The organism is Thermotoga neapolitana DSM 4359, assembly GCF_000018945.1.
GTDB lineage: Bacteria > Thermotogota > Thermotogae > Thermotogales > Thermotogaceae > Thermotoga > Thermotoga neapolitana.
The window spans coordinates 1,367,000-1,378,072 of the sequence record NC_011978.1 but is presented as its reverse complement, the minus strand read 5'-3'; the positions used below and the strand labels follow the sequence as shown (position 1 = coordinate 1,378,072).

Genomic DNA, 11,073 nt, shown 5'->3' with positions numbered 1-11,073 from the left:
GAAACTTCTCTGAGAGGAGGAGAAACTGTGCTGAAGAAACTCCCGGAGAATCTGGAGCATCTGGAAGAACTCGCCTACAACCTCTGGTGGAGCTGGTCTAGGCCCGCTCAGAGACTCTGGAGAAAGATAGATCCGGAAGGCTGGGAGGAACACAGAAACCCCGTTAAAATACTGAAAGAAGTTTCTGATGAAAGGCTCGAAGAACTTTCAAAAGATGATGATTTCATATCCCTCTACGAACTCACCATTGAAAGGTTCAAGGATTACATGGAGAAAGAAGACACCTGGTTCAACGTGAACTACCCCGAATGGGACGAGAAGATCGTCTACATGTGTATGGAGTACGGTTTGACCAAAGCCCTTCCGATCTACTCCGGTGGTCTTGGAATCCTCGCGGGAGACCATCTCAAATCCGCAAGCGATCTTGGACTTCCTCTCATAGCGATCGGACTTCTCTACAAACATGGATATTTCACCCAGCAGATCGACAGAGATGGAAAACAGATAGAGATTTTCCCTGATTACAACCCAGAGGACTTACCCATGAAGCCCCTGAAGGATGAAAAGGGAAACCAGGTGATCGTGGAGGTTCCTCTCGACAGTACCGTGGTGAAGGCACGTGTTTTTGAAGTGAAGGTAGGAAGGGTGAGTCTGTACCTGCTCGATCCGGACATCGAGGAAAACGAGGAACGATACAGAAAGATCTGCAACTACCTTTACAACCCGGAACCCGATGTGAGGGTCTCCCAGGAGATACTCCTCGGAATTGGGGGAATGAAGCTTCTCAGGGCTCTGAACCTGAAACCAGGAGTCATCCATCTGAACGAAGGACATCCGGCGTTCTCTTCCCTCGAAAGGATAAAGAACTACATGGAAGAAGGATATTCCTTCACAGAGGCCCTTGAGATCGTGAGACAGACGAGTGTGTTTACAACCCACACACCCGTTCCCGCTGGACACGACAGATTTCCCTTTGACCTCGTGGAAAAGAAACTTTCGAAATTCTTCGAAGGATTCGAAAAGAGAAATCTTCTCATGGATCTTGGGAAAGATGAAACAGGCAGTTTCAACATGACGTATCTTGCCCTGAGAACGTCCTCTTTCATAAACGGCGTGAGCAAACTGCATGCGGAAGTTTCCAGAAGGATGTTCAAAAACGTGTGGCAGGGTGTTCCCGTGGAGGAAATACCGATCGAAGGGATAACGAACGGCGTTCACATGGGAACCTGGATCAACCGTGAGATGAGAAAACTGTACGACAGATATCTCGGAAGGGTATGGAGAGATCACACCGACCTTGAGGGTATCTGGTACGGTGTTGACAGGATTCCAGATGAAGAACTCTGGCAGGCTCACCTGAGGGCAAAGAAGAGATTCATCGAGTACATAAAAGAATCGGTAAGAAGAAGAAACGAGAGACTGGGAATCGACGAAGATGTGCCGAACATCGATGAAAATTCGCTCATCATAGGTTTTGCAAGAAGGTTTGCCACTTACAAGAGGGCAGTTCTCCTGCTCAGCGATCTGGAGAGACTCAAGAAGATCCTCAACGATCCAGAAAGACCCGTTTACGTGGTCTATGCGGGGAAGGCCCATCCAAGGGACGATGCGGGGAAGGAATTTTTGAAACGCATCTACGAAGTCTCGCAGATGCCTGAGTTCAAAAACAGGATCATCGTACTGGAAAACTACGACATTGGAATGGCACGGCTCATGGTGTCGGGAGTGGATGTGTGGCTGAACAACCCGAGAAGACCCATGGAAGCAAGTGGAACAAGCGGAATGAAGGCAGCAGCCAACGGAGTTCTTAACGCGAGTGTTTACGATGGATGGTGGGTTGAAGGGTACAACGGCAGAAACGGCTGGGTCATAGGCGATGAAAGCGTTCTTCCAGAGACGGAAGTGGACGATCCCAGGGACGCAGAAGCACTCTACGATCTCCTCGAAAACGAAATCATCCCAACCTACTACGAAAACAAAGAAAAGTGGATCTTCATGATGAAAGAGAGCATAAAGAGTGTTGCTCCAAGATTCAGCACCACCAGAATGCTCAAAGAATACACGGAGAAGTTCTACATAAAGGGACTTGTGAACAAAGAATGGCTTGAAAGAAAAGAAAACGCCGAAAGGTTTGGTGCATGGAAGGAAAGGATCCTCAGAAACTGGAGCAGCGTTTCCATAGAAAGAATCGTCCTTGAGGACACAAGGAGTGTTGAGGTGACGGTGAAACTGGGAGACCTTTCACCTGATGATGTACTGGTTGAACTTTTGATTGGAAGAGGAGAAAGCATGGAAGATCTGGAGATCTGGAAGGTGATACAGATAAGAAAGCACAGAAGGGAAGGGGATCTGTTCATCTACAGTTATGTCAACGGTGCCCTCGGTCATCTTGGCTCTCCGGGATGGTTCTACGCGGTGAGGGTGCTACCTTATCATCCGAAACTTCCCACCAGATTCTTGCCGGAGATACCTGTGGTGTGGAAAAAGGTTCTCGGGTGAGGGGCTCTGCCCCTCTTTTTTCTTTCAGAGGGGAAATCTCGAAAGGCCTCCATCTACAACAACGGTCTGTCCCGTGATGTAGGAAGCCTTCTCAGAACACAGAAAGGCCACCACGTTTGCTATCTCCTCAGGTTTCGCCATCCTCTTCATGGGAATCTGTGATTCCACCTGTCTTTTTTTGTCCTCATCGAGAAGTTCTTTCACTCTCTCCGTTTCGGTCCAGCCGGGTGCCACACAGTTCACGGTGATGTTGTACGGGGCCACCTCAAAAGAGAGGGTCTTTAGAAAACCAGTGAGGGCCATTCTTGCAGAGTTCGAAGTGTAGAGGTTCTCCAGAGGAGAGACCACGGAGAAAGAAGTGATGGCAACGATTCTTCCCCAGCGCTTTCTCTTCATATCGGGAAGATAGTTCCTCACGATCTTCACCATGTTCAGGAACAGACCGTCGATGGCATCTTTGAAATCTTCATCCGTCAGATCGTCGAGGTATCCCGGTTTTGGTCCTCCCATGTTCAGAACGAGGATGTCCACCTCTTTTATCCTCTCAAACAACCTGTCTGGCTCTCTCTTCAGATCACAGACCACATACTCGTGTCCTGTTTTCTTCAACAGTTCCTCGTTTCTTGAACAGACCACAACCCTGACACCTTCTTCCCTCAGGGCATCTGCAACTGCCCTTCCTATTCCCCTGCTTCCCGCAAGAACGAGGGCTCTTTTACCCCTGATGCCCAGTTCCAAGATCTCCCCCCTTCCTCAGAAACTCGACGAATTTTTTCACGATCACAGGATCGAACTGTCTTCCAGCGTTTCTGAGTAACTCCTGAATTGACTCTTCGACGGTCTTTCCCTTCTTGTACGGCCTGTCGCTTCTCATCGCCTGATACGAGTCTGCCACGCACAGAATGCGTGCTTCGAACTCTATCTCCTCACCCTTTAGACCATCGGGATAGCCCTTTCCATCCCATCTTTCATGGTGGTGTCTTATCCAGAGTGCCACATCTTCGAAACCATCTATCTCCCTGACCAGTTCGTACCCTTTCACAGGGTGTATTTTGACCACGTCGAACTCACTCTCGTTGAGTTTATCTGTCTTGTTCAGAATAACCTGAGGCACGTATATCTTTCCGATGTCGTGGAGGAGCCCTGCCCAGTAGAGCTTTTCCAGTTTTTCTCCATCCACGTTGAACATCTTTCCAATCTCAACAGCGTAATACGCCACCTCTTCAGAGTGTCCCTTCGTGTAATAATCGTAGTACTCGAGTGCCCTTACCCACGTTCTCACGATGTCTCTGTGCAGTTTCTTTTCCTTTCTCACCATTTCTATGTAGGTATGAATGGCAGAGACGATGTTCAGAAAGGCCTGAAGAACCTCCCTTTCGTCCTCATCCAGGTCACCTTCTATCACCACATAACCGTGACTTTCCTTTGAATGGGAGATCTCAAAGGTCTCTCCACTCGCTTCTCCGATCACCTGATCGTCCAGCACCACCTTCACACTCTTTGCCCCAATAAGATCTCTGATTATCTCTGCAAGTTCAGAGGCAAATTTCGAAGTATCCTCTATGAAAACCAGTTTCGAAAGTTCCTTGATCGAGTGCCTGAATCTGTCGTTCAGTTCTCTGATCTCGCTGTAGAGCCTTTCTATCTCTTCCTGATTCGCCGAGACCTCCTGATAGAGCGCCTCTATCTCTTCGTTCTGGGCTTTGAGTTCTTCGTTTTTCAACTTCAACTGGAGGGTTTTTTCTTCCACCTTTCTTCTGAGAAGGTAAACGAAGGCAAGAGAAATCCCGAGGGCTGTTGAGAACAGGACAGAACCGTAAAAGACCACCTTCATCAACCACGGTGGTGTTACCACAATGAGTGGGATGTACCTTCTTATGATTTCGTTCCTCTCATCTTCCGACACAAGGGACAAGCCCGAGTTTACGGTTTCCAGGATGCTTTCGTTTCCTTTTAAAACAGCAACGTGGAGATAGTTCGTTTCAAGGTGAAGTGTTAGAAAATCAGAAAGAAGTCCCTCTTTTGAAAGATAGTATCTTGCAACAACGTCGTCTCCAAGGAAAACGGATATCTCCCTTTTCTTGAGAGCTTCCATCATGGAGGAATAGTTATCGAAAAATTCAAATCGCACATCCGGGTTCTTCCTAAGAAGGACATCTACCATGCCTTCTCCTCTGAGGGCACCAACAACGTACGAAGAAAGATCGGAGAAGGTTTTCACAGGAAGGTCTTTTCTGAAGAACACGCAGGATCTCATCTCAAAAACGGGTTTAGAAAAGGAGAGAAACTCTTCTCTTTCTGGTGTTTTGAATATCTGATCGATGGCATCCACCTTTTTTTCGAGGACCATCTGCTGAGCCAGTTGCCACTTCACTGGGACGAGTTCCACCTCTATCCCTGTCTTCTCAGAAAAGAGTTTCCAGAAATCAACGGAGATGCCAGCAAGATTTCCGCTTTCATCGTAAAAGGAGAAAGGAGCGTAATCTTCATCGAGGGCTATTCGAAGATGCTGAGAAAAGACAAAAACAGACAGAATCAGAAAGAAAAAAGCAACGCCCCTGATCCTATTACCCCCCTCCTTTGTTCAGATTTTACCATCCTCCAGGGGGTTTCTCAGAACCCTTATCCTTCTTCCCTTTTTCTCTATGAAACCCTCTCTCTCAAGATCCTGAAACACCCTGGAGAGTGCCGGCCGGGCACATCCAAAGATTCTGGAAAGTTCTTCCACACTCACAGGAAGCACCAACTCTCCATCTTCGTTCATGTGATGAACGAGGTAATGAATAACCTTCTCTTTCAGCGTCTTTGTGGTGAGAAAGAAGAGTTTTTCAGAGACGATCCTGAAGTGCTCTGACACATCTTCGAGGAAGAAAAGAAGGAGATTTCTGTCTTTCATGAGAAGGTCAAGGAACTTCTCCTTCGGTATCGATAGAATCTTTGAATCTTCTTTCGCTATCACGTTCACCGGATACACCGGATCTCTGGAAAAAACAAGGCCAGATGCCACGATCTGAACGGGCCTTATCGTATCGATCTCTAGAACCTTTCCATTCTCAGAGACGTGTTCTGTTCTCAGAGAGCCCTCAAGAAGGACAAGGATATCATCTATCGGATCTCCCTGATATCTGACCATTTCCCCTTCTCTAAACGTGAGTACCTGACCGTGCTGTAGAAGATTTTTCAGCAACACTCCCCACCCCCGTAACAATTGTTACGGACAGAGTTATTACAACCTAATTATAATCTACGTGAAAGCTTTAACAAGAGGAGGGAAAAGCATGCAGATGTTCTGTTACCAGTGTTCACAGACGGCAAAGGGTGTGGGTTGTACCGAGTACGGAGTCTGTGGGAAAAGCCCAACACTCGCAAGACTTCAGGACAACCTCATATTCGCCATAAAAGGAATCTCTGCCTATTACTACCACGCAAGAGAACTGGGTTACGATGACCCTGAGATCGCGGGCTTTCTCGACAAAGCACTTTACAGCACGCTGACCAACGTGAACTTCGATGCACAGTCTTTCGTGGAGTACGCCCTTGAGGCAGGAAGAATGAATCTGAAGACAATGAAACTCCTGAAGAAAGCCCACATCGAAACCTACGGTGAGCCGACCCCCGTCGAGGTGGAAACAGGAACCAGAAAAGGAAAGGGAATCATCGTGACAGGACACAACCTGAAAGCTCTCGAGGAACTTCTGAAACAGGTCGAGGGAACCAACATCTACGTTTACACTCACTCCGAGATGTTGCCGGCACATGGATACCCCGGCTTGAGAAAGTACAAAAACCTCGCAGGAAACCTCGGGAAGGCCTGGTACGACCAGAGAAAGCTCTTTGCGGAGTACCCAGTCGCCATCCTGGGAACCTCCAACTGTGTGCTGATACCCAGCGATTCTTACAGGGACAGGATGTTCACAACGAGCATAGCAAAACTTCCCGGTGTGAAACATATAGAAGGCTACGATTACACGGAAGTGATAGAGAAGGCAAAAAGCCTTCCCGATCTGGAGGAAAGACCAGGCGCTTACAAGCTCAGAACAGGCTTTTCAACATCCGTTGTGGCTTCTCTTGCGGACAAGATAAAAGAACTCGTTGAAGCCGGAAAGATCAAACACTTCCTCGTTGTCGGAGGATGTGACGTTCCGTTTAAGAGGAACGAGTACTACAGAGAATTCGTTCAGAAACTTCCAAAAGAGACTGTTGTTATCACCCTCGCCTGTGGGAAGTTCAGAATAAACGATCTCGATCTTGGAGATATAGAAGGGATCCCGAGACTCATCGATGTAGGACAGTGCAACGACACCATCGTTGCCATAGAAATCGCAGAGGCACTCGCAAAGACCTTCGATGTTCCAGTTACAGAGCTTCCACTCACACTCGTTCTCACCTGGATGGAACAGAAGGCAGTTGCGATTCTGTGGACCCTTCTTGCACTCGGCCTGAAAAACATCTACGTTGGACCTGTCCTGCCGGCATGGGTGAACGAAGACATCCTGAAAGTGCTCACCACGGAGTTCGGATTGAAGACCATTTCAGAGCCGGAAAATGACATAAAGGAAATACTCAAAGTTTAAACCCCGCCGCCCGGCGGGGCTTTTTATTCCATGACCTCCTTTATGGCTTTCACAGCTTCTTCTGTTGTCATGTTTCTTATATCAACACCCACGTGTTTTTCTCTGTCAAATCCCGCTAGTTCAAAGGCATCCCTGAACATCTTCCTTTGCATCGTGGGATCGCATCCTGCCACGTACAGTTTTTCCACGTTTGCTCCTCTGAGGAGCTCCTGAAGAAAGACATCACCATCGTCTGCACAAAGTTGAGGATGTATCGCCACAAAATCAACCGCCTTTTCTCTCCTCAGGGTGTTCAACACTTCGAATATGTTCATCTTCTGAAACGAAGGGCAGGTTCCCTGACAGACACACAGAAGAAGGCCCTTCTTACCCATCGATGTTCACCTCCGCAGAATAATTTATCGCCCCAGCTGGACAGATCTTCTGACAACCCCTGCAGAATTCCACACACGCGTCCGGATTTGAAACCAATGGCTTTCCATCTCTGACCGTGTAAACGCCGTGTGGACAGAAATTCACACAGGTCAGACATCCGGTGCACCTACCGTAATCGATCACTGGATACCAGTTCTTCGCCATATTTTATTGCCTCCCTTCGGCTATTTTCTCCGCGAGTTCCACAAGTTCCAGAACGCGCGGATCTTTCAAGACTAGTCTTTTTCTCTTCCCTTCGCGGATCACGTCCACCAGCCCTGCTCTCTTCAGAACGGCTATGTGCCTTGAAAGCGTTGACGGATCAAGATGGTCCATCGCTTCCAGTTCACACATACAAAGGTCCCTCTTTGCGATCTCCTTGAGTATTTCCACTCTCCATTTGCATGAAAGCGCCTTGAAGATCTCCTCAACTCCCATTTTCCCACCTTCCTTGTATAGTTGTACAATAATACAAGTAACATTTCAACGACCAGACACGTAACTTCTGTGTGAAATCTCAAAGAATCCTCAGAATTTCTCTCAGTTCTTCAAAATTTCTCACAACGGGAAATTCTCTTGAAACATCTCCCGAGGGTGAGAAGAGAACAAAGTCGATTCCCGCGTTCCTGGCACCCTCAAGATCGCTCGCCGGATCGTCTCCAACGTAGAGCGCGTCTTCTTTTTTCAGTCCCATCCTCTCAAGAGCAATCCAGAAGATTCTTGGATCTGGTTTTTCAACCCCAACTTCTTCCGAGGTGAGAACGAACTCGAAGAACCTTTCAAGGCCAAGTTTTTTGCTTCTTCTTTCCTGGACGAAACGAACACCGTTCGTGACGGCCGCCATTCTGAAGCCGTTTCTTTTCAATTCCTTCAGGAAATCCTCTGCACCGGGAAGAAAGTACGCCTCCTCCGAGAGGAACTCAAGGTACTCTTTTGCCACTTCTTCAGGATCCAGAAGAGATCCTATCTCTCCCAAAAACTCTTCGAACCTTGCAACGACAACCTCCTCTTTCGATACCTTCTTTTCTGCGAGCATCTTCCACCACTTTCTGTTTATGCTTTTGTACAGCAAAACCTGTTCCTCGGTGAGAGGAATCCCGTGTCTCAGAAACGTCTTTTTCAACGCCGTTTCTTCGCTCTTTTCGAAGTCGAGAATGGTCCCGTCCAGATCGAACAGTACAGCCTTCTTCAAACCAGTCTCAACTCCATCTCGTACTGCGTGAGCACCCTCTGGAAGCCGTTTGCCTCGAGGGCATGGAAAAGTGGATCATCTTCAGGAACGGCCGTGCAGGTCACCAGGCTTTTTTTGCTTTCTTTCTGAATATGATCGACACACTCTCTGATGAACTCGTCCATGTTGCCACGGAAAGCGAAGGCATCAACGATGAAAGAACTCTGAGGAGTTTCCCCCCAGACCAGGTACCCCTCTCCGTCCTTCCAGCTCGCTCTTTCCATTCTGTACCGCCCGTCTGCAAGAAGAAGAGTCAAACACTCTCTCTGCCAGTTTGGATTCCTGTTGAAGTCTGTCCTCGCTTTCAGAGAATACATGTGGATCCTTTTTTCGTCCGTTTCGAAGAATCTCACATCACCCGTTCCTTCGATGTTTCTGTCCAGAACGAAACTGTGAAGATGCCTCTTCTTTTTGAATCCGTTTTTCTCGTAGAATCTAACTGCCCTTTGATCCGTCGAGACCACTTCGAGAACGACACTCTTCACACCTTTCCACACAAGGTGTTCCAGAGCGTGCTTCAGGATCATATCGGCAAGGCCCGTTCCTCTCCTGGGCTTTATAACTCCCATGGAATCTATCCTTCCCCGGTCCTTTCTTATGCACAGAAGAACGAATCCCACCGGCTTTTCTTCTTCGAAGAACACGAAAGAATCATCCAGGGAAATGGAATTCTCCCTCACATCGAGGTTGAAGTTGTACACGTCCCAGTTCACAGGAACCGCGTAATCTTTGAAGATCTCGTTCACGAGGTTCACAAGGTCGATGACGGAAACCTCACTCGCCCTCTTTATGGTCACCCCATGAGATTCAGTCCCCCCTGCTTCTTTTCCGAAGGAGTTATGTTTCCTGCTTTTTTCATGGCCTCTTTCCAGACTTCCAGAAGTTCCGAGAGCATTCCTTCAACCTCTCTGATCTTCTCAAGATCTTTTTTTACGTTTCCTTCTACCAGTCTCTGGAACATGTAGTTGTAGAGCGCTCTCAGGTTCTGAGCGATGGTGCCGCCTTTTTCCATGTCCAGAGAAAGGTTTAACTCTGTGATTATGTCCTGTGCTCGTGTGATCTTCTCGCTGAACTCGACGAACTTCTTTTCTTCCAGTAATTTTTCTGCCTCTTTCAGAACCTCTATCGCTTTCTCATAAAGCATCTGGACGAGTTTTGCCGGGCTTGCTGTCATGACCATCTTTTCAAGGTAGGTGTTCTCCTTCATTCTTTCACCTCTCAGGATGGTTCTCTTTTGAGAAGGTCCTCGACCTTTCTGAAGAACTCCTCGTAATAGGTGAAAACGTCCTTCAACTCCCCATCTATGAGATCGGATATCTTCACAAGATCTTTACTCTGAAGAGCGTTCACAAAGTCCGTCAGAATACCCACAAGATGATCTTCGCTCACGCTCAGACCCAGTTCTTTCGGACTGATGCCGGTGATCCTGATGGTGTTCATTCGAACGTTCTCCATAGCGTTGAGTCCCTCTGCAAGATCGTTTATGCTCCTGTATCCCTCGGTCGTTCCCGCCACGACGGCATCAGCCACTTTTCCGAGCAGGGGCTTCACCCGTTCTATATATCTGAGCACCTCCTCTATCGTCTCAAGCAGAAACTCCCTCAAAGGAGAAAGCGAAAGCTCTATCTCCATATCGTCACTGAGCTCCAGTTGTTTCAACTCATCCAGTCTTGCGAGAGGATATTCCTCGTTGTTTATCACGATTTTCTTCACCACCAGGTTCTCCTTTCCCTTTCTGACACGGTCAAGAAGTTCTCCAAGAGTCTTTACATTCTCCGTGTCGATGGTGATCTCTTCACCGTTCACAATGATTTTCATCCTATCACTCCTTTTGAAAGGAAGTATCGGGTCAAAGCGCAGATCGTTTTTGAATCTTCTATCTCCGCGTTCCTGAGCAAGGATAACACCTTCTCCACGGGGATTTTCTTCACCTCGATGAACTCATCGGGATCGGTGTTCTGGGTGGTTTTTTCCAGTTCTTCTGCTGCAAATATGTGTATCACCTCTGTTGTGAAACCGGGCGTTGTGAAGATCTTTCCAAGATAGGAGAACCTCTTTGCCCGATAACCTGTTTCTTCTTCGAGTTCTCTTTTAGCGCATTCTTCAGGTGATTCTCCGGGATCCATTTTCCCGGCGGGAAGCTCGAGGAGCATCTGTTCGATGGGGTATCTGTACTGCTCGACGAAGATGATCTCCTCTCCCAGGACCGGAACGATCACGACCGCACCGGGATGATCCACGACCTCACGGGTCGACTCCTCACCGTTTGGAAGTCTCACACGATCGACCCTCACGCTTATCATCTTTCCCTCGAAAACCCTTTTGCTCTCAATTTTCTGTTCGTAGAACTTCACC

The 11,073-nt window shown here is 47.9% G+C and carries 13 protein-coding genes; 2 read left to right on the top strand and 11 right to left on the bottom strand.

Annotation, left to right across the window (positions count from 1 at the left end; all coding sequences use genetic code 11):
- The first annotated feature begins 27 nt into the window (after positions 1-27).
- Positions 28-2,499, top strand: a complete 2,472-nt coding sequence (malP, locus tag CTN_RS07040; RefSeq protein ID WP_015919877.1) for a maltodextrin phosphorylase — start codon at positions 28-30, stop codon at positions 2,497-2,499.
- A gap of 24 nt (positions 2,500-2,523) precedes the next feature.
- On the opposite strand, the gene CTN_RS07035 is transcribed toward malP, so the two are convergent.
- From CTN_RS07035 to CTN_RS07025, 3 genes are read right to left on the bottom strand one after another with little or no spacing between them, the layout of a single operon-like run.
- The gene (locus CTN_RS07035) at positions 2,524-3,237 is read right to left on the bottom strand and encodes an SDR family oxidoreductase (protein WP_015919876.1); all 714 of its coding nucleotides are present in this window, start codon (positions 3,235-3,237) and stop codon (positions 2,524-2,526) included.
- Positions 3,215-5,032 (bottom strand): HD domain-containing phosphohydrolase, encoded by a 1,818-nt coding sequence (locus tag CTN_RS07030; RefSeq protein WP_231556097.1) that lies wholly within the window; start codon positions 5,030-5,032, stop codon positions 3,215-3,217. The genes CTN_RS07035 and CTN_RS07030 overlap by 23 nt, the downstream gene beginning before the upstream one ends.
- Positions 5,033-5,083: 51 nt before the next feature.
- A complete protein-coding gene (locus tag CTN_RS07025; RefSeq protein ID WP_038067813.1) occupies positions 5,084-5,689 on the bottom strand; it encodes a Crp/Fnr family transcriptional regulator in 606 nt (201 codons plus the stop codon).
- A gap of 88 nt (positions 5,690-5,777) precedes the next feature.
- Between CTN_RS07025 and hcp the strand changes: the two genes are divergently transcribed.
- On the top strand, positions 5,778-7,073 hold the full coding sequence (gene hcp / locus CTN_RS07020; RefSeq protein ID WP_038067810.1) for a hydroxylamine reductase: 1,296 nt from the start codon (positions 5,778-5,780) through the stop codon (positions 7,071-7,073).
- 23 nt (positions 7,074-7,096) lie between these two features.
- Here the strand turns inward: hcp and CTN_RS07015 are convergent, their stop codons facing one another.
- The 8 genes from CTN_RS07015 to CTN_RS06980 form a co-directional block, all read right to left on the bottom strand.
- Complete coding sequence (locus CTN_RS07015) at positions 7,097-7,447, bottom strand: hypothetical protein (protein WP_015919872.1); 351 nt, start codon at positions 7,445-7,447, stop codon at positions 7,097-7,099.
- Positions 7,440-7,652 carry an ATP-binding protein gene (locus CTN_RS07010; RefSeq protein WP_015919871.1) on the bottom strand — a complete coding sequence of 71 codons (213 nt, stop codon included), beginning with the start codon at positions 7,650-7,652 and terminating at the stop codon, positions 7,440-7,442. Before CTN_RS07010 ends, CTN_RS07015 begins: the two co-directional genes overlap by 8 nt.
- A gap of 3 nt (positions 7,653-7,655) precedes the next feature.
- The gene (locus tag CTN_RS07005) at positions 7,656-7,925 is read right to left on the bottom strand and encodes an ArsR/SmtB family transcription factor (protein ID WP_015919870.1); all 270 of its coding nucleotides are present in this window, start codon (positions 7,923-7,925) and stop codon (positions 7,656-7,658) included.
- A 79-nt stretch (positions 7,926-8,004) separates the two neighbouring features.
- On the bottom strand, positions 8,005-8,679 hold the full coding sequence (locus CTN_RS07000) for a YjjG family noncanonical pyrimidine nucleotidase (RefSeq protein ID WP_015919869.1): 675 nt from the start codon (positions 8,677-8,679) through the stop codon (positions 8,005-8,007).
- Positions 8,676-9,515, bottom strand: a complete 840-nt coding sequence (locus tag CTN_RS06995; protein ID WP_015919868.1) for a GNAT family N-acetyltransferase — start codon at positions 9,513-9,515, stop codon at positions 8,676-8,678. The genes CTN_RS07000 and CTN_RS06995 overlap by 4 nt, the downstream gene beginning before the upstream one ends.
- On the bottom strand, positions 9,512-9,925 hold the full coding sequence (gene fliS / locus CTN_RS06990) for a flagellar export chaperone FliS (RefSeq protein WP_015919867.1): 414 nt from the start codon (positions 9,923-9,925) through the stop codon (positions 9,512-9,514). Before fliS ends, CTN_RS06995 begins: the two co-directional genes overlap by 4 nt.
- Before the next feature lie 11 nt (positions 9,926-9,936).
- A complete protein-coding gene (locus CTN_RS06985; protein WP_015919866.1) occupies positions 9,937-10,536 on the bottom strand; it encodes a hypothetical protein in 600 nt (199 codons plus the stop codon).
- A complete protein-coding gene (locus tag CTN_RS06980; protein ID WP_038067807.1) occupies positions 10,533-11,072 on the bottom strand; it encodes an NUDIX hydrolase in 540 nt (179 codons plus the stop codon). The genes CTN_RS06985 and CTN_RS06980 overlap by 4 nt, the downstream gene beginning before the upstream one ends.
- Position 11,073: the final 1 nt, after the last annotated feature.

Excerpts from the sequence above, each read along its gene's own strand:
- hcp (WP_038067810.1), top strand. The coding sequence starts at position 5,778 with ATGCAGATGTTCTGTTACCAGTGTTCACAGACGGCAAAGGGTGTGGGT.
- CTN_RS07015 (WP_015919872.1), bottom strand. The coding sequence starts at position 7,447 with ATGGGTAAGAAGGGCCTTCTTCTGTGTGTCTGTCAGGGAACCTGCCCT.
- CTN_RS07010 (WP_015919871.1), bottom strand. The coding sequence starts at position 7,652 with ATGGCGAAGAACTGGTATCCAGTGATCGATTACGGTAGGTGCACCGGA.
- CTN_RS07005 (WP_015919870.1), bottom strand. The coding sequence starts at position 7,925 with ATGGGAGTTGAGGAGATCTTCAAGGCGCTTTCATGCAAATGGAGAGTG.
- fliS (WP_015919867.1), bottom strand. The coding sequence starts at position 9,925 with ATGAAGGAGAACACCTACCTTGAAAAGATGGTCATGACAGCAAGCCCG.
- CTN_RS06985 (WP_015919866.1), bottom strand. The coding sequence starts at position 10,536 with ATGAAAATCATTGTGAACGGTGAAGAGATCACCATCGACACGGAGAAT.